The sequence below is a fragment of the Gluconobacter sphaericus NBRC 12467 genome, from assembly GCF_006539125.1.
Lineage (GTDB): Bacteria > Pseudomonadota > Alphaproteobacteria > Acetobacterales > Acetobacteraceae > Gluconobacter > Gluconobacter sphaericus.
In genome coordinates, this window is record NZ_BJMK01000005.1 from 164,090 (window position 1) to 190,258 (window position 26,169).

General features: G+C 58.3%; 23 protein-coding genes and 1 pseudogene. 14 read left to right on the top strand and 10 right to left on the bottom strand.

Features of this window, described 5'->3' with window-relative positions:
- Positions 1–15: 15 nt before the first annotated feature.
- The 6 genes from GSP01_RS05725 to fzlA all read right to left on the bottom strand — a co-directional run bounded on the left by GSP01_RS05725 (position 16) and on the right by fzlA (position 5,759).
- On the bottom strand, positions 16–1,446 hold the full coding sequence (locus tag GSP01_RS05725; RefSeq protein WP_141351594.1) for a sensor histidine kinase: 1,431 nt from the start codon (positions 1,444–1,446) through the stop codon (positions 16–18).
- Positions 1,433–2,164: a response regulator transcription factor gene (locus GSP01_RS05730; RefSeq protein WP_141351596.1), complete on the bottom strand. Its 732-nt coding sequence runs from the start codon at positions 2,162–2,164 to the stop codon at positions 1,433–1,435. The genes GSP01_RS05725 and GSP01_RS05730 overlap by 14 nt, the downstream gene beginning before the upstream one ends.
- Positions 2,165–2,228: 64 nt before the next feature.
- Positions 2,229–3,461 carry a DNA recombination protein RmuC gene (locus GSP01_RS05735; protein ID WP_141351598.1) on the bottom strand — a complete coding sequence of 411 codons (1,233 nt, stop codon included), beginning with the start codon at positions 3,459–3,461 and terminating at the stop codon, positions 2,229–2,231.
- A gap of 46 nt (positions 3,462–3,507) precedes the next feature.
- Positions 3,508–3,753 (bottom strand): hypothetical protein, encoded by a 246-nt coding sequence (locus GSP01_RS05740; RefSeq protein WP_141351600.1) that lies wholly within the window; start codon positions 3,751–3,753, stop codon positions 3,508–3,510.
- Between the two features lie 150 nt (positions 3,754–3,903).
- Positions 3,904–5,079, bottom strand: a complete 1,176-nt coding sequence (locus GSP01_RS05745) for a BaiN/RdsA family NAD(P)/FAD-dependent oxidoreductase (RefSeq protein WP_141351669.1) — start codon at positions 5,077–5,079, stop codon at positions 3,904–3,906.
- 11 nt (positions 5,080–5,090) lie between these two features.
- Positions 5,091–5,759 carry an FtsZ-binding protein FzlA gene (gene fzlA / locus GSP01_RS05750; protein ID WP_041110865.1) on the bottom strand — a complete coding sequence of 223 codons (669 nt, stop codon included), beginning with the start codon at positions 5,757–5,759 and terminating at the stop codon, positions 5,091–5,093.
- Between the two features lie 77 nt (positions 5,760–5,836).
- On the opposite strand from fzlA, the gene minC reads away from it, so the two are divergent.
- The 4 genes and pseudogenes from minC to GSP01_RS05770 form a co-directional block, all read left to right on the top strand.
- Complete coding sequence (minC, locus tag GSP01_RS05755; protein WP_141351602.1) at positions 5,837–6,565, top strand: septum site-determining protein MinC; 729 nt, start codon at positions 5,837–5,839, stop codon at positions 6,563–6,565.
- A 147-nt stretch (positions 6,566–6,712) separates the two neighbouring features.
- Positions 6,713–7,525 carry a septum site-determining protein MinD gene (minD, locus tag GSP01_RS05760; protein WP_141351604.1) on the top strand — a complete coding sequence of 271 codons (813 nt, stop codon included), beginning with the start codon at positions 6,713–6,715 and terminating at the stop codon, positions 7,523–7,525.
- 4 nt (positions 7,526–7,529) lie between these two features.
- A complete protein-coding gene (gene minE, locus GSP01_RS05765; protein ID WP_141351606.1) occupies positions 7,530–7,808 on the top strand; it encodes a cell division topological specificity factor MinE in 279 nt (92 codons plus the stop codon).
- A 71-nt stretch (positions 7,809–7,879) separates the two neighbouring features.
- Positions 7,880–8,254, top strand: a pseudogene (locus GSP01_RS05770) (YidB family protein); the annotation flags it as partial.
- Positions 8,255–8,325: 71 nt separating this feature from the next.
- Here GSP01_RS05770 and GSP01_RS05775 read toward each other — a convergent pair.
- A complete protein-coding gene (locus GSP01_RS05775) occupies positions 8,326–9,522 on the bottom strand; it encodes an SMP-30/gluconolactonase/LRE family protein (protein WP_141351611.1) in 1,197 nt (398 codons plus the stop codon).
- A gap of 258 nt (positions 9,523–9,780) precedes the next feature.
- Between GSP01_RS05775 and GSP01_RS05780 the strand changes: the two genes are divergently transcribed.
- Positions 9,781–12,204 (top strand): TonB-dependent receptor plug domain-containing protein, encoded by a 2,424-nt coding sequence (locus GSP01_RS05780; protein ID WP_228123827.1) that lies wholly within the window; start codon positions 9,781–9,783, stop codon positions 12,202–12,204.
- Positions 12,205–12,378: 174 nt separating this feature from the next.
- On the opposite strand, the gene GSP01_RS05785 is transcribed toward GSP01_RS05780, so the two are convergent.
- Positions 12,379–12,573 (bottom strand): hypothetical protein, encoded by a 195-nt coding sequence (locus tag GSP01_RS05785; RefSeq protein WP_141351615.1) that lies wholly within the window; start codon positions 12,571–12,573, stop codon positions 12,379–12,381.
- A gap of 522 nt (positions 12,574–13,095) precedes the next feature.
- Between GSP01_RS05785 and GSP01_RS05790 the strand changes: the two genes are divergently transcribed.
- The 6 genes from GSP01_RS05790 (at position 13,096) to acs (ending at position 22,179) form a co-directional block, all read left to right on the top strand.
- Entirely contained in the window at positions 13,096–15,219 is a 2,124-nt protein-coding gene (locus GSP01_RS05790; protein WP_141351617.1) for an AfsR/SARP family transcriptional regulator, read from the top strand.
- A 135-nt stretch (positions 15,220–15,354) separates the two neighbouring features.
- Positions 15,355–15,873 carry a DUF3576 domain-containing protein gene (locus GSP01_RS05795; protein WP_141351620.1) on the top strand — a complete coding sequence of 173 codons (519 nt, stop codon included), beginning with the start codon at positions 15,355–15,357 and terminating at the stop codon, positions 15,871–15,873.
- Between the two features lie 7 nt (positions 15,874–15,880).
- On the top strand, positions 15,881–18,478 hold the full coding sequence (leuS, locus tag GSP01_RS05800) for a leucine--tRNA ligase (protein WP_141351622.1): 2,598 nt from the start codon (positions 15,881–15,883) through the stop codon (positions 18,476–18,478).
- Positions 18,478–19,149: a hypothetical protein gene (locus GSP01_RS05805; protein WP_141351624.1), complete on the top strand. Its 672-nt coding sequence runs from the start codon at positions 18,478–18,480 to the stop codon at positions 19,147–19,149. Before leuS ends, GSP01_RS05805 begins: the two co-directional genes overlap by 1 nt.
- Positions 19,150–19,153: 4 nt before the next feature.
- Positions 19,154–20,155: a DNA polymerase III subunit delta gene (gene holA / locus GSP01_RS05810; RefSeq protein ID WP_141351671.1), complete on the top strand. Its 1,002-nt coding sequence runs from the start codon at positions 19,154–19,156 to the stop codon at positions 20,153–20,155.
- Positions 20,156–20,271: 116 nt separating this feature from the next.
- Entirely contained in the window at positions 20,272–22,179 is a 1,908-nt protein-coding gene (acs, locus tag GSP01_RS05815) for an acetate--CoA ligase (RefSeq protein WP_141351626.1), read from the top strand.
- 20 nt (positions 22,180–22,199) lie between these two features.
- Here acs and GSP01_RS05820 read toward each other — a convergent pair whose 3' ends face one another.
- Positions 22,200–22,511 carry a hypothetical protein gene (locus GSP01_RS05820; RefSeq protein ID WP_141351673.1) on the bottom strand — a complete coding sequence of 104 codons (312 nt, stop codon included), beginning with the start codon at positions 22,509–22,511 and terminating at the stop codon, positions 22,200–22,202.
- Positions 22,512–22,671: 160 nt separating this feature from the next.
- On the opposite strand from GSP01_RS05820, the gene GSP01_RS05825 reads away from it, so the two are divergent.
- From GSP01_RS05825 to GSP01_RS05835, 3 genes are read left to right on the top strand one after another with little or no spacing between them, the layout of a single operon-like run.
- Positions 22,672–23,652 (top strand): AEC family transporter, encoded by a 981-nt coding sequence (locus GSP01_RS05825; protein WP_141351628.1) that lies wholly within the window; start codon positions 22,672–22,674, stop codon positions 23,650–23,652.
- Positions 23,649–24,116, top strand: a complete 468-nt coding sequence (locus GSP01_RS05830) for a low molecular weight protein-tyrosine-phosphatase (RefSeq protein WP_141351630.1) — start codon at positions 23,649–23,651, stop codon at positions 24,114–24,116. The genes GSP01_RS05825 and GSP01_RS05830 overlap by 4 nt, the downstream gene beginning before the upstream one ends.
- Positions 24,117–24,153: 37 nt before the next feature.
- Positions 24,154–25,086, top strand: a complete 933-nt coding sequence (locus GSP01_RS05835) for a 2-hydroxyacid dehydrogenase (RefSeq protein WP_141351632.1) — start codon at positions 24,154–24,156, stop codon at positions 25,084–25,086.
- 3 nt (positions 25,087–25,089) lie between these two features.
- Here the strand turns inward: GSP01_RS05835 and GSP01_RS05840 are convergent, their stop codons facing one another.
- Positions 25,090–25,848 carry an NAD kinase gene (locus GSP01_RS05840; protein ID WP_141351634.1) on the bottom strand — a complete coding sequence of 253 codons (759 nt, stop codon included), beginning with the start codon at positions 25,846–25,848 and terminating at the stop codon, positions 25,090–25,092.
- Positions 25,849–26,169: the final 321 nt, after the last annotated feature.

Below are 26,169 nucleotides of genomic sequence, written 5' to 3' on the forward strand. Positions count from 1 at the left end.
ACATATGGGCGCTTTTCAGACAGCGACGGACGGCGCGAAGTGAATGGTGAAAACTGCTCCGGGCAACGTCTGGCCTGGATGGGCGGACACGATATCCACTGACGCTCCGTGCAGCCGCAGGATCGCCGAGACAAGACTTAGTCCCAGTCCGCTGCCCGGAACATGCCGGCTTTTATCCGAACGATAGAAGCGGCCCATGACGGCTTTGCGCTCATCCTCGGCAATGCCGATGCCCGTATCTGCAACCTGAAGCCATGTCGCCCCGTCAGCCCCCTGCCCCGCACTCAGCCGGACGGTTCCCGGATCAGGTGTAAACTTGATCGCATTGTCTACGAGATTGACCAGAACCTCGTTCAGCAGATCCTTATCTCCAAAAAGCGGTAACGGCTCATCCGAATCCACAACTTCCAGCATGACCCCTTCGGTCTCGGCGATGGGCTCATACAGATCCACCACACCGGCCATTAGTTCGCGCAGATCCAACATGGCAAATCCCGCCCGGCGGCGACCATTCTCGATTTCGCCAATCCGCAGCAGAGCCGTAATGACGGAAAAACACTGTTCCAGATCCAAAATCGCCCGCTCGATCGCCCCCTGCAGCGCGGCCGGGTCATTCGTAATGGCCGAAACACGCTCCAGCCTGGCCTTCACCCGTGCCAAAGGGGTCCGCAGGTCATGGGCGATATCATTACCCACATCCCGGATCTCGTCGAGCAGATGTTCCAGCCGGTCCAACATCCGGTTGACCGATACCGCAAGACGCTCGATGTCGTCCCGCTCGCGACCAGCCGGCAGACGCTCGTGCAGATCACCATCCATAATGCGATCGATCGCCTCATGCATGTCCTTGATCCGCCCCAGGGCACGATGGCTCAGGAAAATCCCAGCCATAAGGGCAAACACCACAACCGGTACCACGGACATCAGGGCCGCACGCTTGGTGATGTAACGCAGTTCATTGGCCATATGCAGCGACCGAGCCAGAACGAGAATACGGTCGCGGTTGCCGTTCGTCCCCTCAACCTCGACGGCCAGATAGCGCATTTCGTAAGGAGTATCCCCCAACGGCGCATCCCACAGACGCTGCGTCTGGGGAGAGACCTCAAGCCCGACCGGCCATTTCTTGATGTCACCCGCGATCCGATTGCGGCTCATATCGAACAGAGCTGCGCCGTTCAGGATCACGCGCAGATCGGTCTTGCTGCGCTCCCGGACTTCATATTCAAGCTGGGCCGGTGTTTCATGAACCAGCAGCGCCGCCTCACGCTGAAGCAGATCGGTCGACCGCTGCTGTTCGTATCCGCTCATCTGGCCGTAAACGAGCCCGAACTGCAGCGCCATCCCCGCGATAATCGCCACAACAAAGGCCAGTGTCAGCCGGAACGTGGCCGTTCGGAAAAGATCAGCCCGGAAGGGTTCGGAAAAGCGCAGGTCAGCCCGGGACACGCAGACTGAACCCAGCACCGCGAATGCTGTGAATGAGCGGCGGCTCGCCGGGCACGTCGATCTTGCGACGCAGTTTCCCGATATGAACATCCACCAGGTTCGTCTGAGGAACGAACCGGTAATTCCACACATCCTCAAGCAGCATGGTACGCGTCAACACGGTGTCGGGACGGCGCATCATGTATTCCAGCAGCCGGAATTCGCGCGGCAGGAGATCGATTTCCTGCCCACTGCGAAACACCCGCCGCTCGATCAGGTCCATTTCAAGCGGACCGACCCTGAGCATCGTCACACGACTGTCCGTCGGGCGACGCAGCAGCGCTTCCAGACGGGCCGCCAGTTCTTCCATGGCAAAGGGCTTTGTCAGGTAGTCATCCCCCCCTGCCTTGAGGCCGCTCACCCGATCATCCACCGCAGAAAGCGCGGAGAGCACCAGAACGGGAATGTTGATCCGCTGGGTCCGCACGCTTTCAATGACGGTCAGCCCGTCCAGTTCTGGCAGCATGCGGTCCACGATCATCAGATCGAACTGGCCCGTGCAGGCATGATCCAGCCCTTCGACACCTGTCGCGGCGCGCGTGACCTCATAGCCACGGGTCGTGAGTTCTTCGGCGACCTCGGCCGCAATACTCTCATCATCCTCAATCAGCAGGAGCCGGAGAGAGGATCCGACAGTGCGCTCGGGCGCCCCATGTTCTTGTACGGACGTCATGGTCATGATCCTCACATGAGATACTCCCCGATGTCATCCCATTAAAATCGGTCTTAAAGGAGTAAAATGTTCAAAGGCCCGCTGGTTCGTCCAGAGCTTCTTCCATTTCATCGGCGGTTCCGTCCAGCGCCCGCAACCGCCGCCCAAGCACGCGGGTGCGACGCCGGGCCTCCTCAATCGTGTTGCCCATGGTCCCGGCATTGCGATGCAGCTTTTCAAGAACCTGGTCCATTCGCAGCATCTCCTGCCGCGTCGCCCCCAACAGCCCGGCAATCGCCTCCGTCCGCTCCTCAAGTGTCAACGTGACATACCCCAGATGCACGGTCCGAAGCATCGCAGGCAACAGCGACGGCCCCATCACCATAACCCGGTACAGCCGGCCAATCTCATCAATCACGCCAGGCATCCGGGCAATTTCGGCATAAAGCCCGTCCGTCGGCAGATAGAGTACGGCAAATTCGACCGTCAGCGGCGGCAGGATATATTTGGACGCAATCTTCTTCGCCTCAAAGCGGATGACGTTTTCCAGCTCCCGCCTGGCCTGACGTTCAGCCAGTGCATCACCTGCTTCGGCGGCATTCAGCAAGCGCTCATAGGCTTCGGTCGGAAACTTGCTATCGATCGCAAGCCGCGGCGGCACCTCCGTTCCACGTACCGGCATCTTCACCGCAAATTCGACATTCTCGCCTGCCACCCCGAGGCGGAAATTCGTATCGTAACTGCCTTCGGGAAGAATATCGTCCAGAATGGCCCGGCACTGCGCTTCGCCCCAGCCGCCACGCGTCTTCACATTAGAAAACAGACGCTTCAGATCTCCGATCTGCGCCGTAACGCTCGTAACCTCGCCCAGCGCCTTCTGCATGGCGCTGAACTGCTCCACCACGCGCTGAAAGCTGGTCTGCATCTGCTTTTCGACAGCGCCATGAAGCTGTTCGTTCACAGTCGCACGAATACGCTCGATCTGTTCGTTCTGACTCTGCGCCATTTCCCGCAAGGCATCGGACAGCAGGAGCCGTCCCTCGACCTGATCCTGACCCAGATTTCGCGCCAGCGTGCTCAAACGCTCACTGGTCTCCAGCCGGAACTGATCCAGCCGCCCCGACAGCACCCGCTCGACTTCCGACAGATGCGCCCGGTGATATTCAACGTCCTGTGAGCGCTCCTGCGCCTCACGCTCCAACAGACGCTCGAACCGGCCACTGCCATTGCCGCCTCGCAGAACAGTCAGAGCTGCGACCAGCAGCGCTACAACCGCCACGATCCAGGGAAGAAACTGCACCATTCCGGAAATATTCTCCTGCATGGCGCAGTCCTACCCCCTCAGCACAACTGGGCCAATGGCCAGCGCCTCAGGGTTGATGGATATTGCCGTAAGACGCAGCACCAAGACCCGGGCACGAGCATGGCGCACCAAGCGGAACCTGCGTCGGCATCTTGCAGGTATAGATCCCCGCCTTGCAGGTATAGCCATACCCCGCGATCGGCGTTCCCGGCGGAACAGGACCAGACGCCGCGGTACCGACGCAGGCGCCAAGCCCCAGAAAGGACAGGCCGGCAGCAGCACGCAGAACATGACGGAAAACGGAACGAGACATTTTGATGTGTCCTTAATCGGCCAGTTTCAGAAAACCGGAATTGGAAAAGCAGAAACGGATCGCCACCTCATCGGTTGCCGCGTGATCGGACGTCAGGATGGCAATCCTGTGGCAAAGACACGCTGACGCCCCAAACTGGCTGGTGAGCGACTAGGAATGGCCAGCCGCCGCCTGCCCTGCGGCAACACCACTCGCCCAGGCCCACTGGAAATTATGGCCACCCAGCCAACCCGTCACATCCACGGCCTCACCAATCGCATAAAGCCCCGGAACATCACGGGCTCCGAGTGTCTGGGATGACAGGTCCCGCGTATCAATCCCGCCCCGCATGACCTCCGCCTTGGCATAACCTTCCGTACCGGCGGGGCGAAGCTGCCAGTTGGACACACGCTCGGCCAATGCCTTGATTGCGCGGTCCGACTGGTTCGCCAGCATCGTATCCCCCAGCCCGGCAGCCAGAACACGGGCCAGCCGCTGGGGCAGCGCTTCCAGCAGGCTCGGCGGCAGGGCCTTCGGACGGTCTTTCTTGACCTTCAGAAGCACATTCAGCGCATTCTGCCCGGGCAGAAGATCGATCTGCGCCGCATCCCCGGCTTCAAGATAGGATGAAATCTGCAGGATCGCCGGGCCGGATACACCCCGATGAGTAAAAACCATTCCGTCTTCAAAGCGCGGGCCCTTCTTGCCCACGCGCGCCACGATCGGCAGCGACACGCCAGCGAGCTCCGGATCGGCATCCGCCAAAACCAGCGGCACGAGTGCCGGGGCTGGCGGCACGACCCGCAGACCAAATTTCCGCGCCAGTCGCAACGACAGGTCGGATGCTCCGAGCTTGGGAATGGACAGGCCGCCCGTTGCAAGGATCACCGCCCCGGCCCGGATCTCGCCCCCATCCGTGACGACGATGAAGCCGTGTTCCGCCTGCCGCACATCCAGAATACGGGTCTGCATCCGCAGCTCACAGCCAACGGTCCGGCACTCCGAGACCAGCATGTCCACGATCTGCCCGGCTGAACCATCACAGAACAGCTGACCCCGCGCCTTCTCATGCCAGGCAATGCCGTAGCGGTTCACCAGCTTGAGAAAATCCTGCGGTGTGTATCGCGCCAGTGCGGAACGCGCGAAATGGCGGTTCTGCGAGATGAAACAGTTAGGCCCGGTCTCAAGATGCGTAAAATTGCATCGTCCCCCGCCTGATATCAGGATCTTGCGCCCCGGCTCCGGACCGTGATCCAGAACCAGGACCCGTGCCCCGTTCTGACCGGCCGTCGCCGCAGCCATCAGCCCCGCTGCACCAGCTCCGAGCACAATCACATCGGGGTTCATCATGGCGGCTCTCAGAAATCCAGATTGGCGTAATGCGCCGGCGGCGTGATGCCGCTGACCTTGTCTGACAGCAGCCCCCGGAAACAGGGGCGCGACTTCACCCGCGCATACCAGTCCTTCGCCGCAGGCGCCTTGGACCAGTTCACATCCCCGATAAAATCGAGCGCCGACAGATGGGCTGCGGCCGCGAAATCGGCGAGCGACAGCGCAGGCCCCGCAAGCCAGGAGCGCGTCTCCGCAAGCCAGCCGATATAATCAAGGTGAAAGCGCATGTTCGCATAACCGGCCCGCAGCGCATTGCCATCCGGATGACCACGTCCGAACTGGCGCTTGTCGACCTTTTCGCCAAGCAGGTTCCGGGTGACCTCCTGCGCGAAGCGGGTGTCGAACCAGTCCACGAGCCGTCGCGTCTCGACACGATCAGCGAAAGTACGCCCCAGAAGCGGGGTATCCGGATAGGCGTCCTCGAGATATTCGCAAATGACGCGTCCGCCCGGCACGGCCAGACCATTTTCCTCAACCAGCACGGGAACCTCGCCCGCGGGATTGAGATGCAAAAATTCCTCACGCTGTTCCCAGACCCGCTCAATGACGGGTTCGAACGGGAGTCGCTTCTCGCTGAGGGCAAGCCTCACGAGACGGCATTGCGGAGAAAGTGGAAGGTGATGCAGGATACGCATTACCACTTTCTAAGTCAGCCGATACCCGCTCACAAGAGCCTCACCGACTGCCCGACACAGGTCCAACGATTTTCACGATGCCCGATCTCGTTTCCGCTACCTCTTCGAACACGCCCATGCGCATCCGTGCGCGCGGCCGTTCCTTCCTGGCGCTCGTCCTGTCCCCCGAAGCGCCCCTCCCCCTCTGGCTGGACGGTCTCGACCATCAGATCGCCCGTTCAGGCGGACTTTTTACCGGAAAACCGGTCATTTTGGACCTCGGCCTCCTCAGCGAAACCACACCAAGCCTGGCAACGCTACTGGACGATATCCGCAAAAGAGGTGTCCGGATCATCGGCATCGAGGGCGGCAGCCGTCACTGGCCGGCCGTCGCGCACTGGGACTGGCCGGAGACGCTCGACGGTGGGCGTCCGGCTGGGGAAGTCGAGATTCCGGAAGATCCTGCTGCCCGTGCGGCAGAACCGGTATCAGGTGGGGGGACGCTCATTATCGAACAGACCGTCCGTTCAGGGCAAAGCATCCAGCACATGCAGGGCGACGTGATCATCCTCGGATCGGTCTCGTCCGGCGCAGAGATCGTGGCCGCGGGGTCCATCCATGTGTACGGAACGTTGCGAGGCCGGGCGATCGCCGGAGTGGGTGGACAGTCCCAGAGCCGGATTTTCGCAAGCCGAATGCTGGCTGAGCTACTGGCCCTGGACGGGTATTATGCCGTGACGGAAGACATCGATCCCGCGATCCTCGGGCAGGCCGCACAGGCCACTTTGAACGAAGACCGCGTCCGGGTCCTGCCCCTGACGCCGTGAACTGAACTGCAAATTGATGGAGTCTGCCACAAAAGCGCCCCTATTCGCAGGTTGCCGCAGGGTATAAAACGTTCATAGAATGGGAAACCGGTTGCGGTGACCCGTCACAGGCAGACGCGTTCCGCAGAGACGTTTTTTGGAGTATTCATGGCCAAGGTTCTGGTTGTCACTTCCGGCAAGGGTGGCGTCGGCAAGACGACATCGACCGCCGCACTCGGCGCCGCTCTCGCTCAGAGCGGACAGAATGTGGTTGTGGTTGATTTCGATGTCGGGCTTCGGAACCTCGACCTGGTCATGGGTGCCGAGCGCCGGGTGGTTTTCGATCTCATCAATGTTGTGCAGGGCGATGCCCGCCTGTCGCAGGCCCTGATCCGCGACAAGCGCTGCGAGACTCTGTCGATCCTTCCGGCCTCCCAGACACGAGACAAGGATGCTCTGACCTCCGAGGGTGTTGCCCGCGTGATGGACGAGCTTCGCGAGAAGTTTGACTGGGTGATCTGCGACAGCCCGGCTGGAATCGAACGTGGTGCGCAGCTTGCCATGTATCACGCCGATATGGCCGTGATTGTCACCAATCCCGAAGTCAGCTCAGTCCGTGACTCCGACCGGATCATCGGCCTGCTCGACAGCAAGACCAAAAAGGCCGAACAGGGCGAGAAGGTCGACAAGCACCTGCTTCTTACACGTTATGACCCTGCCCGCGCTGCGCGCAAGGAAATGCTGAGTGTCGAAGACGTTCTCGAAATCCTGTCTATCCCGCTGCTCGGCATCGTGCCCGAAAGCGAGGATGTGCTGAAGTCCTCCAATGTCGGTGCGCCCGTCACACTGGCTGCGCCTGCAAGCCTTCCCGCCCGCGCCTATTTTGAAGCAGCCCGCCGCCTGAGCGGCGAGAAGCTCGAAGTCTCGGTCCCAGTCGAGAAGCGCGGTTTCTTTGACTGGCTCTTCAAGAGGGACGCATGAGTTCATGAGTTTTCTCTCAAATATCTTCGCCCGGCGCCAACAGTCCAGCAGTGTCGCCAAGGACCGTCTGCAGATCCTGCTGGCGCATGAGCGCAGTGCGGGCGAGGGCGGCGAGTCCGATCTGATCCGCCAGCTTCATAAGGAAATCATGGAAGTGATTGCCCGTCATGTCGCCGTTGATCAGGACAAGGTCCAGATCAAGGTCGACCGTGGCAGCGGATGCTCCATGCTCGAAATCGACGTCGAGGTTCCGCAGGAACTCAACGGCAAGCGGGGTGCGTGATCCAGAGCCTTTTCCGGACACAATCCAGTTTTAGAGATATTTGATGCGGCTCTGATGCCGCATCTACAAGAGACGGAACAATACGGATGAGCGGCTTTCTCGGAAACCTCATGAATCAGGCTGTCGGTGCCATCGGCGGGCAGCTGGGTGAAAAATTTGGCGGCAGTATTGGCGATTTCCTCAAAGGAGATGGCCTGAACATGCTGCTCAGCCAGGCTCAAAGCGCTGGCCTGACCGACAAGATTCATTCCTGGATCGGTAATGGCGAGAACCTGCCCATCACGGCGGATGAAGTGCGCAGCCTCCTGACGGACCAGCAGATCCAGATGATCGTCAGCAAAACAGGTCTGCCCGCCAACACCATCCTGCCGGCACTGGCACAGCTGCTTCCCGCCGCCGTGGACAAGCACACGCCGGACGGTCAGGCACCGTCTACGACGGCCTGAAGCACAGTTTTACACAGAAGCTACAGAAAGCCCCGGTGGAGTAATCCACCGGGGCTTTTTCATATCCTCGGTCAGGTTTTCTGCCCCTCCGACAAAGCATTGTAAGGCTGTGGCTGTTCGATCGGAAAGCGGATCAGAAGATAAGGCGCTACCCTGCGATCGGTCCCCCCATTAAATGATGCGAGGCGGTTCCACTGCCCGAACGTGCAATAGACATGATCCGCTGTCGCAAAGATCCCGTCCGGAGACAGGGCACGAGGATCGCGGAGCATCATTTTGAACGATCCATCCGGATCGCGCCGCAGAATACAGTCATGCTCATAATTCGTCGTATAGAGCCGGTTCTGGTCATCCAAGGTCAGACCATCCGCCACTCCCTTTTCGCCTTCATCGCGGATTGCAGGGCCAAGAACGACATCATCCGACGCCGGATCTGCGAGAAGATCCACCGACAGGCTGTAAAGCCGACGGCTGGTCAGAGGCGCGAAATAAAGGCGTTTTTCGTCTTTCGTCAGCGCGATCGCATCCACGCCGCCCGAGACCAATTGCGGATGGCCGGGGATATAGCGGCGGGGTTCGCCTTCCACGATGGCCAGAAATCCGGTTTCCGGAAGGATTGCGGGATGCTTCGTCAGCACACGACGGGCTTGCTGGGTCGCGACATCAACAATCACCAGTCCGGGGCTTGTTCCGAACGATGAATCGGTCACGAAGACAGTCCCCTGTGCACCATGCGACAACGACACCCGCAGATCGTTCATGTGGCTGTCCGGCAGAAGCACTGGCTCTTTGAGGATAATCTTATGCGCGACCCGGTTCGTTGCCGGATCAATGCAGACGATCTTTGCTGCTCCTGGCTGCAGGGGATGCCCGGCGCGCTTGCCGTCATCGATCATCCAGAGCCTACCGCTCCGGTCCATGGTCATGCCGTGAACGGAAACAAGACACTCCTCCGGAACATTCCCGGGTAGACTCATTTCGGAACTAGGATAAGGTACAACCTTTCCATGCACCAGTTCACCGAGAGTTGCTCCCTTATGATCCACGGCATGACGTGGAAAACCGACAAAGGTTCTACCATTCGGCAAAACAACGATCCCTGAGGGGCCAGGACCGTCGAATTCGGCAACAATATCTAGCTCTCCGTAGGGACCTGTGCCGTTATCCTCGTTTCCGGCTGCGCGCGCCCGAGCAACCGGCAGCGCCGCAGAAGCCACAAGAGAGGCTGGAGCCGCCGAGGCCGCCCGCAGGAAATGACGTCGCTTCATTCACAAACTCCCGAAATTCATTTGCAAAACATACCATTTCCATAACGCCCCAACCGTGTAAGGATCGCCACAGCCCCTTACAAAATGTGATCGGAATTTTCCCGAACCGGAAAATGATGTTGACGTTTCGCAAATACGAAACGATTTTGTATTTCGTATAAAATACTAACTTATCGCGTGGTAACAGTGCTGACCCAGTTTTCTCTTCGTCATGTAACCCTTCTGGGGACTTCTCTTCTTGGCTCTGCATTTGTCCTGATGATGGACGAGGGCCGGGCTGCAACAACGCAATCGGTCCCAGTTCAGCATAAACAGGCCCATGCAACCCCTGCGTCCCGGAAGACCATTTCCCGACCGGCTCCGAAACTGCCCGTAGAAGTGTCAGGGGGCAGTGAAGCGGTCGTTGTGACGGGAACGCGTGAGTTCGGAAAGAAGGCGCGAGACTCGATTGCTCCTGTCGACGTCGTGACGAATCGTCAGCTAACAGGCACAGGCCAGCCCACACTCCGCGACTCTCTGGCGCTGTTGCTGCCATCCCTCACTGTTCCCACAGGCGGTTTTGATGCGGGCGCTCTGACTGACAGCATTTCGCTCCGTGGGCTCAACCCTAACGAAACGCTCGTTCTGGTGGACGGCAAGCGGCGCCATACCACGGCGAATATCTATGCAGATGGCGGACCGTCGCAGGGGGCCACGCCTGTCGATATCGACATGATTCCCATGTCCATGATCGACCATATCGAGGTCCTGCGTGACGGTGCGTCCGCCCAGTATGGTTCGGACGCCATTGCGGGGGTGGTCAATATCATTCTCAAGAAACAGAATCATGGTCTGACCATGCGTTCAAACACCGGGATCACAAGCGAAGGCGATGGTTTCCAGCAGGGCGTGTTCATCGATGGCGGCCTGAACCTGAACAATCGCGGCTTTGTTCACATCGGCGGCGATTTCGTTCATCAGGACCATACCTTCCGCTCGGGGAACGACAACCGCACCAACACCAATGTCAACCAGCTTCTGGGACAGCCTGAACAGACGCGCGAGAGCGTCGCCATCAATGCGGGCTATGACATCACTGATAATATCCAGGCCTATGCCGGTGCGACCTATGCGCATCGTCATGCGGAATCCTATCAGAACTACCGCTTGCCCTCTTCGCTCGCCAAATATCCCGGCTACGCGGCGATCTACCCTTATGGCTATTCCCCCATCGAGGCTCTGGAAGAAAACGACTACGAATTGACGGCTGGCCTAAAAGGCACACTGGCGGGCTGGCACTGGGACGTATCGTCAGTTTTCGGTCGGGATTATGATGCTGTAAACGCCGACAGCACCACGAATGTGGGGCTGTACACAGCTACAGGCGAAACCCCGACATCATTTGCCGCGCAGTCCTATAACAACACGCAGTGGACAAACAGCGTGGATCTAAGCCGCAAGTTCCGTACGTCGTTCTGGCCCTATGCCATCAACGTCGCAGGTGGTGCGTCCTATCGCTACGAAGCCTATGCAATCGGAACCGGCTCTCCGGCCAGCTATAGCTATTCCAGCTCAGACGGCTTTCCCGGCACCAACCCGGCCAATGCCGGAAAGTGGTCTCGTGACGTTGCGGCAGGATATCTCGACATCTCCACGAACCTGATGAAGCACTGGCAGGTCGATCTGGCCGGACGGATCGAGCATTACACGGATGTCGGCAACACGAAGACCGGCAAGATCTCGACTCGTTACGATTTCAGCCCACGCTTTGCGGTCCGCGGTACGTTCAGCAATGGCTTCCACGCCCCGACGCTGGCGCAGGAACATTACTCCGCGCTGTCCGTCTCGCCGACCGCTGCCAGTGGCATCATTGCGGCGAATTCCGCCGGCGCACTCGCCAACGGCGCCTCGGCCCTGAAGCCGGAATCTTCCACGAGCGCCGAAGGTGGCATCATCGTTGAACCGATCAAGAAGCTGCATGTCACCGTCGACGTATATCAGATAGACCTGCGTGACCGGATCATGCCAGGGGGTACGATTTATGGCTCGCAGGCTTACAGCGCGCTCCAGGCGGATGGCTTCAACCTACCCACAGGATCTGAAAACTGGACTGGAAGCCAGCTCGCCACGCACTGGTTTGCCAATGTCGCTAACACCCGCACGCAGGGCCTCGATCTGACGGCGACCTATCCGACCGATTTCGGGCGTTATGGTCATGCGGACTGGGATGTTGCGATCAACCTTAACCGCACGCGCCTGCGCCATCAGGCCACCAGCTCGAATGGCACGCCGCTTCTGACGGCCCAGTCCATCGCTTACATCACCACGGCGTATCCGCGTAGCAAGATCATCTTCGGCGGTACCTGGCATTCCGCGCGCAACAAATGGGCCGTCTCCGTCCACGAGATCCGTTATGGCGAAACGACGTCCCAGCTCACCTATTATACGGGACCTTACGCCTACTCCACGAGCCACTATCTGGAGTTCCAGAATGTGCCGAAATGGACGACGAACGCTTCCGTTACCTATAACATCACGCCCAAGTGGAGCGCCACGATCGGGGGCAACAACATCTTCGCCAAGTTCCCGTCCGTTGTTCCTGAAGGGAACCGCTATCTTGGCGTACCCAAATATTACATGAGCACGTCCCAGCTCGGCATGAATGGCGGATATTATTATCTGGACGTTTCAGCCCGCTTTTGAGGCATCAAAACGGCAAGGTGGAGGAGAACTCCTGCACCTTGCTTCCCAAAACCTACAACTGTTACGATAAAAACAGCATTTTTCGTCCTGTCGCGCCAGGATGAAAAAATACTATTCTTAAAGCAGTGAGTTTTTTGGTGTCCGCGAGAGGATTCGAACCTCCGGCCCCAGGATTCATACCACTTCGGCTTTCACCGCCATGCCCGCAAGCATGTTCGTGGTCTGGACTGTCTCTTCACCACGGCTCGGAAGCCAAGGTGTCGCCCGTACAGTCTCTACACCTTCTTGCCGGCACGCCGGAAAGCTTGGCTCGGGATTGGCACGATCAAGATGATCAGAGCGTTCCCCGAATTTGAGCGAATCCACCATGCAGTTTCCCATCATGGCGCCCAATTCAAAACCTTAGGAATCCTGTGCTCTATCCTGCTGAGCTACGCGGACAAACAAGTTGACCGTATCTCAGTTACGGTGCCGCTGCAACCGTACCCCCGCCATATCAGATAGTGTAAAGATACCGGGAATTCCCCATACAAACCAGTGCGCCCAGGGAAAAGCCAGGAAAACGGGGCCTCTCGACGGACATATCATCGAGGATAAAGATTACCTGCCCTGTTTATGCTATCTCAACTTTTTCCGGTTAGTCTTTTAAGCGAGACTTCTGCTAAGGCCTTGCATGACACCTCTTTTCCATCAAAAGGTGATCTGTTTTTTCTGGTAGTACCAAATCCTGAGTAGGATAGAGCGCGTTCACAGCTGGCATCCTACACAATACCTCTTTGTGGGGGGTTTTGCAGGTTTGACTGGATTGAGAATTGCCATGATCTACGTTGCGGACAAAGATTTACTGGAACAGTCTGAAATTTACATGCCTGTCGGCAGGGTATCCTGATCGTGGAGGCAGCGAAGATTGTGGACTGTTCACCCCGTCATATCCGCGAAACCGATCCCACCCTTCTGCGCGTGCGACTGATCGGACAGATGGAAGCAAGAACCCTTACAGGTGAAAGTGTGCTTCCGGTAGGAGGTAAAACACGGGCTCTTCTTGCTATTCTGGCTCTTTCCGACCGAAAACCTGTCCTGCGATCACGGCTGGCAGAACTGCTGTGGAGCCAGCGACCTGAAGAAATGGCACGCGCATCCCTCCGCCAGGAAATTCATCGCCTCTTGGATGCGCTAAGTCCTCTGGGCGCGGACGTCATCGATGTTCAGCGACACGCGCTGGCCCTGAAACCGGCCCTCACTTCGGTAGACGCCGAGAGGCTGCTTACCATCAGCGTCCGGACGATCGACAGCGTAACCCTGCCTGACGAACTGCTCCTCGGTGAGCTGACAGGAGTGGATCCGGCGCTGGACGAGTGGCTTATTCAGCAGAGGGAACGCCTATCAACGCATCTCCGGCAGGTTTATGAAAGTGCCGTCCGGGAATTGACCGATCCGGATCAGGTCGACAACGTAGCCGAGCGGCTGCTGAAATTTGACGACCTGAACGAAGTTGCCTGGCAGGCCAGGGTTCAGATGGCCCTGCATCGTGGTGACACGGGGCGGGCAATCGCACTCGCTGAGCAGATGACAAATCTTTTCAGAGACGCCGAAAGACACACACTTACTCCGGCCACACAAGCGCTCATCAGAAGTATTCCGACTGAAAACAACTGCAAGGATCTGGCTCACGACTTGTCTCAGGCGCCACCGGCTGCGGGAACTCCTGAAGCGTCTTTCACAGCGCCAGTACAGCGCCCCGATCCGATGCTTGCCCTGCCGCTGCATTACGCATCGCAACACGCAGCTGCGGCAGAACCACGGAAAATCTCACTGGTTTTTCTGACCCCGTCATCCACGGATGAAACGCTTGCCGAACACGGCCAAAACTTACGGGATCAGCTGGAACTCCTGTTCGTCAACATGGGGATTTTCGACATTCTTGCACTTCCCGAAACGTCCCTACCCGACCCTGTGAGCGCGACTGCGGCTTACCGGGCCTGGGGCATGGACTATATCATTTCCGCCAATCTGCGGGCAGGGCCTGAGGGGAGTGAAAACCGGCTGATCCTCCGGGTTCTGGACGCTCGGCACGGGGGCGTCATCATCTGGGGAACGCATTATGATTTCCCGCGCTCCGGGCCGGATACGGCAAAAAACAGCCTCCTCGCGCCCGCCCAGGCAATGCAGTGGAGCATCTTCGTCACCGAAGCCCGGCGCATTGCAGCTCGCCCAGATACAGAACTTTCAGCGCTCGGAATGGCGCTGCGGGCTTTCACCCTGCTCATGCGGCATGATTCTTCGCTTTTCAGCCGCATTGGATTTCTACTGGAACAGGCCGACGCACTGGACAGAGACGACGGTGCGATTGCACTTATTGATGCCCTGCACTGCTATATTCGCTTCCTGAATGAATGGAGCCCTGAAACCGAAGCTGTTTTTGCCCGAGGTCTTCGCAGCGTTAGAGCCGCCATTTCGCTGATGCCAGATCTGCATGCTGTCGAAGTTCTTCTCGCTGCCTACCTGATGTACGAGCCTACCATGCACAGTACGGCTCTCTCGGTTGCCCAGTCCGCGGCCGAGGGAATCTTGCGGATCGAGGGATATCACAAGGATTCTCCTGATCTTCTGATGGCAGAGATTGTTCTGGCCCTGCTAGACGAAAAGATGACGACAGCAGCAGAAAAGGTAAAGATTCTGCTGAAAAACGGGTATCGCTCACAGTTGCTTGAACTCCTGCGTCCGGTTTTCATGATGATCCTGCTACTGGGAGAAGACTATCAGGAAGTCATCTCGATGGGGCGGTTGATGTCCGGCCTTTATCCGTCCTGCCCAAGTTCGCTGCTTTATTATCTCATTGCCCTGGTTGAAGTGGGTGACTGCACCGAAGAGATGCATCAGGTCTGTCGCCACCTTCTTCGTCTGGTGCCAGATCTGACCATTTCCAAAGCTGTCAGCCGCTTTCCTTACGCGGGAAAAACACGACTGACGAGGCTGGCTGAAGCGTTGGGCAAGGCTGGCTTGGCCGAAGGATAAGAACATCTTCCTTCAGGTGCTTGGCCTCTTGCCGCCGGCACGATATGAACACTTAAACAGAAGTTGCCGGCTGCAGGCCTCGCCAGTCTGCATCCTTGCTTGTGACCGGCCCTGGCGCGGCCCGCAGGACCACACATGATGTCTCGCATCCAGTTGACCGTTCTTCGCCCCCCTCACCGACCGACAATCCGGCTTGCCTTGGGTTTTCTGGCGCTCGGCGCTCTTGCCGCCTGTGGCAGCGGACGTGACCCCAGCACCCTGACCGCACCCCGCAATCATCTTCTTGGGGTGGATCGCGGTGCCGAAGGTGGCGCTGACGAGCTTCGCGGCGGTGTGAACGCATATCTGTGGCGTGGAGCGATCGACACCCTGTCCTTCATGCCGCTGGCCTCTGCCGATGCCGTGGGCGGTGTCATTCTGACGGACTGGTATCAGCCATCCACCAGCCAGAACGAGCGGTTCAAGATCGCGGCCTATGTGCTGGACCGTCGCCTGCGTTCGGACGCCCTGCGGGTCTCTGTGTTCCGGCAGGTTCTACAGGACGGGCAGTGGGAAGACACTCCCGTTTCCGCCACCACCACTTCCGATATCACCACCCGTATCCTGACACGCGCACGTCAGCTGCGTGCTGAAAATGGCGAGCGGGACAACTGAGTCAGACATGAGCGATACCACAGCCCCCGCATTCGATTTCCAGAACCGCGAACCGTTCTGGCAGAACGAATGGAAGCGGCGGAATACCTTTGCGGTTCCGGATGTTCCCCCGGCCGATCGTCCGAAATACTATGTGCTGGAAATGTTCCCGTACCCGTCGGGGCAGCTTCATGTCGGACATGTCCGAAACTATACGCTCGGGGATGTGGTCGCGCGCTACAAGCGGGCCCGTGGTTTCGCAGTCATGCACCCCATGGGGTGGGACGCGTTCGGTCTGCCGGCGGAAAATGCCGCCCGTGAACGCAATGTCCATCCTGGCAAGTGGACTATGGACAACATTGCCACCATGCGGGGCACGCTGCAGCGCCTGGGTTTCTCGCTGGACTGGGACCGCGAGATCGCAACCTGCCTGCCAGAATATTACGGCAAGCAGCAGAAGCTGTTCACCGACATGCTGGCCGCCGGTCTCGTCGAGCGGCGGGATTCTCTGGTCAACTGGGATCCTGTCGACGAGACGGTTCTTGCGAACGAGCAGGTCGTGGACGGGCGCGGCTGGCGTTCGGGAGCGCTGATCGAGAAGAAGAAGCTCTCCCAGTGGTTCCTAAAAATCACGAAGTTCGCTCAGCCCCTGCTTGATGATCTGAAGACACTTGATCGTTGGCCCGAACGCGTCCGGACGATGCAGGAACGCTGGATCGGCCGTTCGGAAGGTGCACGGGTCCGCTTTGCACTACATCAACCGCCCGCAGGCTACGACGAGGATCTCGATAGCGTCGAAGTTTTCACGACGCGTCCCGATACCCTGTTCGGCCTGAGCTTCATCGGGATTTCAGCGGAACATCCGCTGGCCCGCAAGGTGGCGGAAAGCAACCCCGAGGCTGCTGCTTTCATTGAGGAATGTCGCCGTCTCGGAACATCCGAGGAGGTGATCGAAGCTGCCGAAAAGCGCGGATTCGACACGGGTCTGCGGGTGGCCAATCCACTTGATCCCGAAAAGACTGCGCCTGTCTGGATCGCCAATTTCGTGCTGATGGATTACGGCACAGGCGCCGTTTTTGGCTGCCCGTGCGGCGATCAACGCGACCTCGACTTTGCCCGCAAGTACGACCTGCCGGTTCCGCAGGTTCTGCTGCCCCCAGGCCAGGATGCCGAGACTTTTGTCTTGGGCAAAAAAGCAGTTTCAGGGGATGCGACCCTGTTCAATTCGGGTTTCCTGGATGGGCTGGATCCTGCTGCTGCGCGAACGAAAGTCATTGAGCGTCTTGAGGGTCTGGGGGCTGGCAAGGGCGTCGTGAACTGGCGTCTGCGCGACTGGGGCATTTCCCGGCAGCGCTACTGGGGCTGCCCTATTCCCATCATCCATTGCGACGCCTGCGGCCCTGTTCCGGTGCCTGATGAGCAGCTTCCCGTCATCCTACCGGAAGACGTAACATTCGATCGCCCCGGTAATCCGCTCGATCACCATCCGACCTGGAAACACGTCAACTGCCCGCATTGCGGCAAGCCTGCGGTTCGTGAGACCGATACGTTCGACACGTTCGTTGACAGTTCCTGGTATTTCGCCCGTTTCACCAGTCCACACGCCGAGACCCCGACGGTTCCGGCGGCTGCCAATGGCTGGCTGCCGGTGGACCAGTATATCGGCGGCATCGAGCACGCGATCCTGCATCTGCTCTATGCGCGTTTCTTCACCCGGGCGATGCACGAAACCGGACATCTGGATGTCGACGAGCCGTTTGCCGGCCTCTTCACCCAGGGTATGGTGACGCACGAGAGCTACCGCGACGACAGCGGCTGGCTGTACCCCGAAGAGGTCGAGCGGCAGGGTGATCAAGTCGTACGCCGTGAGACGGGAACGCCGGTTCAGGTCGGCCGCTCGGAAAAGATGTCCAAGTCCAAGCGCAACACGGTGTCTCCGGTCGACATCATCGAGCGTTATGGCGCGGATACGGCCCGTTGGTTCGTTCTCTCCGACAGCCCGCCCGAGCGGGACATGGAATGGACAGCCGCAGGCGTTACCGCGGCTGCCCGCTTTGGCCAGAGACTGCATCGTCTCGTGGCCTCCGTAGCTGCACGGGATACAGCCGACAGTGCGCATGGTTCGGCGGGGGATGACCTGCGTCGCGTCACGCACCGAACCATTGCCGCCGTCGGTGAGGCTCTCGAGGCCTTCACACCGAATGTCGCCGTGGCCCGTCTGCACGAGTTGACCTCGGCTCTGGCAGAGGCTGAACGCATCGAAGGCGCCGGCATTGCCGCTGCGCGCCGTGAGGCGGCCCGCGTGCTGTGTCTGCTGACTGCTCCGATGATGCCCCATCTTGCTGAAGACATGATGGCGGTTCTGGAACCGGGCAGTGCGCTGGTTGTGGAACGTCCCTGGCCGGAAGCCGAAGAAGAGTGGCTGGCCGTGCAGAGTGTGACGATCGGTGTGCAGATTCTTGGCAAACTGCGCGGAACCATTGAGGTTCCGCCCAATGCGCCGAGGGAAGAGGTGCTGGCCGCAGCGAAAAGCGAGCCGAACGTGGCCCGTCTGCTTGAAGGAAAACGGCTGGTGAAGGAAATCCATGTTCCGAACCGGATCGTCAATTTCGTGGTGGCAGGCTGATGTCTGACCGGCGCGGCGCCTTTCTGCTCACGGCTTTCCTTCTGCTGGGGGGGTGTGGTTTTTCCCCCCTCTATGGAAAGCTGACCCCGAAAACCGACATGTCGGAAGAGTTGGCACAGATTTATGTGGATAACATTCCGGGGCGTTATGGCCAGGAACTTCGTCTGGCTCTGCAGAAAAACCTGGCTGGCGCCGGGCCGGAAGATCCTCATAAATACATGCTGAAAGTTTCTTCCGGCATGAATGAAGAAGCGGTCGACATCCATCAGGACAATACGTCCGGCCGCACCCGGAGCACGGGATCGGCGCACTGGATGCTCATCACGGTCGAACAGAATCCGCGTCTTCTGGCGCAGGGGGATGCAACGACGCTGGATGGTTTCAACACCACATTCGAGCAGTATTTCGCCCAAACGCTGAATGATGAAACGCTTCAGGCGCGCGTCTCGGACACGCTGGCGCAAACCATGACACAGCAGATCGCGATCTGGTTCCGCAATCACAACATGCCCGAGAAAGCCGCGCCTGATGAACTGCCGCGCTATCTGAACACGGACCGCATGCCGGATGACAACGGCAATGCTGCAACTGACCGGACGGGTGTCGATGGCTTCCCGGCTTCCGCAACAGGCCGTCTGTCCAGAAGCACGACCAGCACATCTGCGCAGTAAAGTGGTGAAGATCGACGCACGAAGCATCAGTCGGACACTGTCTGATGCCGGGTCCTGGCGGGCCATCGTGCTTCATGGCGAAGATACGGGCCTTATTCGTGAGCGTGCCGCGCGGGCAGTCAAACTGGTTGCCGGGACGACCGATGATCCGTTCCAGGTGGCACAGCTGGATCGGGAAACGCAGGACCGGCTCGAAGAAGAGGCCACCGCGCTGTCCCTGATCGGCGGGCGACGGGTGGTCTGGGTGCGTGAGGGACAGGATAGTCTGGCCCCCCTGTTCAAACGGGCGCTTGAAACCGACACAGAAACCCTGATCGTTATCGAGGCTCCGGGAATTACGGCACGCTCGAAACTACGTACGCTGGCCGAAGCCCACAAGCAGGTCGCGTCCATCGCCTGTTATCCCGAAGAAGGACGCGTCCTTTCCCAAACCGTGACGGATGCTCTCGGCCAGGCCGGTGTGACGATCGACCGCGATGCCCTGACCTGGCTGATGGGCGTGCTTGGCTCCGACCGTAGTGGCGTACGCGGCGAAATCGAAAAGCTTGTTCTATATGCGGGCGAAAATAGCCGCCTCGATCTGCAGGCCGTTCAGGACTGTGTTGGCGATGCGGGCGGTAATTCCTTGGAAGATGCCGCTTTTGCCGCACTGTGCGGAAACCGCCTGATGGCCGATCAGGCGCTTGAACGGGCTCTGGCCGATGGTGCCAACCCCGTAGCCGTGGCACGGACCGTTCTGGGCATCCTGGTACGGCTCCAGAAGGTCGCCCAGGGCGTGCAGGATGGTCAGGGACGAGCAGAATCCATAAAGACTCTCCGGCCGCCTGTATTCTTCAAGCGGACAGCGGCTTTCAATCAGGCGCTTGACCGCTGGCCTCTTGCGGCCCTGAATACCGCGGCCCGGGAAACGCAAGCGTTTGAGCTGGCCTGCAAGCAAAGCGCGTCCCCAGACATGGCGCTGTGCAGACGACACATCGCCTCTCTCTGCACCGTCAGAAAAGCCTGAACGGTTCCAGTCAAGCGGGGATAAGAGCAATTTACCTCTGTTTCCGATCCTGCAAGCCAAATATAACAATGCCCCGCTATATGGCGTTCGTCTTTCGTGCGTAAGGTTTCAGGCCCATGTCTCTTTCCTCCCAACCTCATACATTTCACCTGAATCCGGAGGACTATGGCCATCTGGTGGAACAGGCCACTATCGCACCCGAACAATACTGGGAACGCGAAAGCACACGGCTAACTTGGAATACAACGCCCCATCAGCCTTATTGCACTAAACGCGGCTGGTTTCCGGATGGGGTGCTCAATGCGAGCGTCAACTGCCTGGACCGGCATCTTGAGACACGCGGCGATCAGAATGCCCTGGTCTGGCAAGCTGAAGAGAGCGATCGTGTTTTGGCCTTCACCTACCGGACACTCCACGAGCGCGTCTGTCGCATGGCGAATGTTCTGCGTGAACAGGGCGTGCAGACCGGGGACCGGGTTGCCATTCACCTGCCGTCCGTTCCGGAGGGCCTGATTGCCATGCTCGCCTGCGCGCGGATCGGAGCCATCCACGTGGTTCTTTTCGGCGGATTTTCTCCGGAAGCGATTGCCGACCGGCTGGCTGACAGTAGCGCAGTGCTGGTCATTACCGCCAATATGGGACGCCGCGGCCCCAAACTGATCCCGTTCAAGACAACGCTGGACGCCGCTCTAAACCTCCGTCCGGAAGCTCTCGCTGTCAGGCATGTCCTGATTGTGAGCGTGACGCAGGACGAGGTTGATCTGACGGAGGGACGGGACCTGTGGCTGACACCCCTTCTGAATGAGGCATCCGCCGACTGCGCTGCGCAGGACATGCCGGCCTCAGCCCCACTGTTCCTGCTGTACACATCGGGCAGCACCGGCAAGCCCAAGGGGGTCGTGCATGGCACGGGCGGCTATCTGGTCTGGGCATCCTACACCCATGAACTGGTTTTCGATCATCAGGAAGGCGATATTTTCTGGTGCACCGCCGATATCGGCTGGATCACCGGGCATACCTATGGCGTTTACGGCCCCCTGCTGAATGGTGGGACGATTCTGCTGTTCGAGGGCATGCCGTCCTATCCCGGCCCCGGCCGCTGGTGGAGCGTCATACAGGACCATAAGGTCACGACATTCTATACCTCCCCTACCGCGATCCGGGCCCTCATGCGCGAAGGCGATGAGGTTGTGCAGCGTCATGATCTCTCCTCCCTGCGGGTTCTGGGGACTGTCGGCGAGCCTATCAGCCAGGAGGCCTGGTCCTGGTTCAACGACCATGTCGGTGGCGGGCGCTGCGCTTTCGTTGATACATGGTGGCAGACGGAAAGCGGCGGGATCATAATTTCGCCCGTTCCCGGCGCCGTCCGGGAGAAGCCTGCTTCTGCCACGCTCCCCCTGCCCGGTGTCCATCCGGTTCTTCTGGACGAACGCGGCGCTCCTAAAGAAGGCGCAACGGAAGGTGTACTCTGCCTCAAAGGGTCCTGGCCCGGCCGGGCCCTCACGATCTGGAATGATGCCGCCCTTTTCGAGCGCACCTATCTTCAGCCCTATCCCGGCTACTATTTCACGGGTGACGGGGCGCGACGTGACGAAGACGGGTATTACTGGATTACCGGGCGAGTTGACGACGTGATCAACGTCTCCGGACACCGGATCGGTTCTGCCGAAATCGAAGACGCTCTGGCGACTGAGCCTGCTATCGCGGAAAGTGCAGCAATCGGCGTGCCGCATGACCTCAAGGGGCAGGGAATCGTCGTCTATGTCGTCCCGCGTGATAACGCACCAGAGGATCTTCACGTCCGAGCTGCAAAGGCCATTACGTCAAAAGTGGGCCGCTATGCGGTGCCGGAACGCATCCATGTCGTACCGGACCTTCCCAAGACCCGCTCAGGGAAAAGCGTTCGTCGCCTGCTTCGCAAGATTGCCTGCGGAGAGACCGAAGGGTTTGGTGATCTCTCCACCCTCGCTGATCCTGAAATCGTCGCGACGCTGATTACACTGATCCAGGTGCAAAAAAACTGACCTGTCAGCCCTGACAGGGTTCAGACATCGGTCGTGCCACCCGATGTCTGAACCGGGATAAGAGCATCGCTCAGGAACCCGAAGACGACATGCATGAAATAGACGGAAAAAGCCGCAACCAGCAGCACGGCAAACAACCGCCCAAAAATCCTGAACGACGCCACAATCAACGCTCCCAGAAGCAGGAAAAGCAACACCGTCTGTGAATTTCCCTGTATCCCGAGGCTGGCCAAAACGCTGCGGGCCATGACCTCGATGATCGCCACACCGGCCACAACCACGCCCAGCAGTCCGAGGATCAGACCCCACAACGTATCGAGTATGGATTGCATCACGTGGTCTGACACCAATTAAAAGAGGACAAGATCGCTCCACAAAGCCATTCTCCGCAGCTCCGGTCAACTGTCATCTGGCATGGGGATAGACGAATGTAGGAGCGGCCGTTACGAAAGGTGATCCTTTCCTGACCGGATTTTCTGACATGGATCATAAATGACGAATTCGCCTGCCCTGCTGCTGACGATCGTGCAGTCCATTCTCCCGATTCTCGTAACGCTGGGATTTGGATATTTCGCGGCATACCGAAAGGATTTCGATGCACAGCAGGCTGGTGTTCTGACACGTCTAGTCATGCTCTACGCTCTGCCGCTAGAACTGCTGGCGTCCATCCTCAGTACGCCCCGCAACCAGGTTCTGGCAGCAGGTCCGGTTGCAGCTCTGATCCTGCTGGCCATGATCGGTGGCTACGGCCTGATCTTCGCCATTCTTCGCGTACTGCTCAAACGCCGTCTGGGCGAGGCAGCACTGATCGCAATGACCATCACGGGGCCATCCGTTCCCTTCATTGGTATTCCTGTGTTGGGACAGATCTTCGGGCCGGCCAGTTCGGTGCCGATTTCAATCGCGTCCTTGGCCATGAATCTGGTTCAGCTTCCCATTACCCTGATCCTGATGGGACATGACCGTGGCACCCGCCATCGGGTCGAGAGTGACGGGGAAAACCGGAACGAACTCCGCGAACTTCTGGGGCACCTGATGCATTCCTGTCGGGAGCCGGTCGTCTGGGTTCCGATGATGGCCCTTGTCTTGGTTAGTGCCGGCGCCTTCCTGCCACAGTTTCTGAAGGGCTCACTTCAACTGCTTGGCCGCACGACAGGTGGCGCGGCACTGTTCGCGTCGGGTGTGGTGCTCTTCACGCGCCAGGTGAAATTCAGCCCTCTGGTCGGCGTGATCGTCAGCGTGCGAAATATCATTATTCCCGGAATCATCTATACGCTGGCCCGTCTGTGGCATCTTCCCCTGCCTGCACTTCAGGAGAGCGTCCTGACGATGGCGATTCCCAGTGCGTCGATCAACGTCATCCTTGCCATGCGCTATCATGTGCTGGAACGTGAAATTGCATCCGTTCTGTTCTTTGGAACGTTAAGTTCAATCTTCACGATGGCATTTTTCATTTGGCTGACAGGCGCATGACCAGTTTTCTTTTTGTGTGTACAGGCAATATCTGCCGCTCACCTCTGGCCGAACTGGCCATGCGCCGCGAGGCCAGCCTTCGCGGAATGACCCTCGATATCGACTCTGCGGCAACTGGACGCTGGAACCTCGGCGAGGCTCCTGACCCGCGTGCCCGTGTTGTCGCGTCCAGACAGGGTCTGGATGCATCACTGCTTCGGGCACGCCTGGTCACCAAAGAAGACTTCGATCGGTTTGATCACATCATTGCGATGGACCGTTCCCATCTCGCCATCCTCAAGCAGATGCGTCCTCACCACTCAAAAGCACGTCTTTCCCTGATGCTGGACCATATTCCCACCCGTACCGGACAGGATGTCATCGACCCCTATTACGGACCGGATGAAGGATTCATCAAAACATGGGAGGACGTCGAGGGCGCCTGCGCTGCCCTTGCGAGAACAGTTCTTGGTCCCCGCCCCTGAAGCTTCTAACTTGAGCGGAACAGAAATGGAGAATTTCATGTCATCCAAACCTGATATTCTAACGATTGATCCCCTCGTGCCGCTCATGAAGGAAAGGCTGGAGAAGTCATTTACACTCCACCCCTATACATCACTGGAAAATCTGAAAAACATTGCTCCTGCCATCCGCGGGATCACCACAGGTGGCGGCTCCGGGGTTCCTTCGGAAATCATGGACGCCCTACCCAATCTTGAAGTCATATCGGTTAACGGTGTGGGTACGGACCGCATCAATCTGGATGAGGCAAGACGCCGCGACATCAGGGTCGCCACAACCCAAAACACCCTGACGGACGATGTGGCCGACATGGCCGTGGCGCTAATGATGGGTGTAATGCGGGGCATCGTGACGAATGATGCCTTCGTGCGTGCTGAAGAATGGCCGTCCACCACGCCTTCCCTCGGACGAAGCCTGACCCGGAAAAAAGTGGGCATCGCAGGATTTGGACATATCGGCCAAGCAATTGCCAAACGCGTCTCGGCATTCGGAATGGAAGTGGCATACTTCAACTCACACTCCCGGCCTGAAAGTACTTATCACTTCGAGCCTGATCTGAAGACGCTGGCAACCTGGTGCGACGTCCTGATCCTGGCAGTCTCAGGCGGTCCACGCTCCGCAAATATGATCGACAGGGACATCCTAGATGCTTTGGGCAAAGACGGTTTCCTGATCAATATCGCCCGCGGAACAGTGGTGGACGAGCCAGAACTGTTGAGCGCCTTGCAGGAAAAACGTATCGCTGGCGCCGGCCTGGACGTTTTCCAGAACGAGCCCAATATCAATCCGGCTTTTCTAAGCCTGCCAAACACCGTTCTGCAGGCCCATCAGGCGTCGTCCACAGTCGAAACCAGAACGGCCATGGCTAATCTGGTTGTGGACAACCTGATCGCCTATTTCACTGACAAAACCCTGCTGACACCCGTAATCTAAGACCTATGCCACGAACTGTTCGGCAATAATCCGCTCTGAAAGACCGTGATCGGGATCGAACAGGATCGTGGCCTTACGGGAGCGATCTTCCCGGACAACTACCTCCGCCACATCACGAATTTCTGTAAAATCCGCTACCGCGGCTGTTGCTCTCTTTTCGGTATCAAGCAGTGTTAATTTCACGACTGCACTCGACGGCAGCAGAGCCCCCCGCCAACGACGAGGCCGAAAAGCGGAAATCGGAGTCAGAGGAAGAATATTAGCGCTCAAAGGTACAATAGGTCCATGAGCCGAAAGGTTGTAAGCTGTTGAACCGGCCGGCGTGGAGACAATTATTCCGTCGCAGATCAGTTCCTCAAGCCTCAAGCGGCCATCTATTTCTATCTGGATACGGGACGTCTGCCGTGTCTGACGGAAAAGAAACACATCATTGAATGCCAGTGCGCTCTTGACTTTCCCACCTACTGTCGTGGCAGTCATATGCAGCGGATGAAGAACCGAAGGCTGGGCATTTTCGAGACGCTGAAAAAGGTCCCCCTCATCAACAGCATTCATCAAGAACCCAACCGTCCCATAATTCATACCGTAAATGGCAATGCTTTTATCCAGAACCTTGTGCAGGGCCTCAAGCATAAAGCCGTCCCCCCCCAAACAGACAACAACATCTGCCTCGTAAAGCCGTACATTTCCGTATTTCTGTGAAAGTCTTACCAGCGCAGCCTGTGCGCTGTCAGTGGAAGAGGCAACAAAATGAATTTTCATAAAAATCGCATCAGCCTGAAATCAGCAGAGATCATTTTTCCCTATTTCCGGCCTCCTTAGCAGATGAACAGCTTAAGAGAGCATTATTTTTTTGAACCAAAAGAGGCTCAAAAATCGAATACCAGACCTGAGAACGCTAACACACACGCCATTGATCGCACTTTACAGTCGAGTGACAACAGAAGTGTATATATTTTCCGAAAGCAGATCGACGGCGGAAATTCCGGAGACCATAAAAAAAATTCAAACCTAAAGGAATAAAAGAAATTTTTACGGATTTTGGAGCAGTCGGCTAGGATCAAAGTTCTGGATGATGATTTT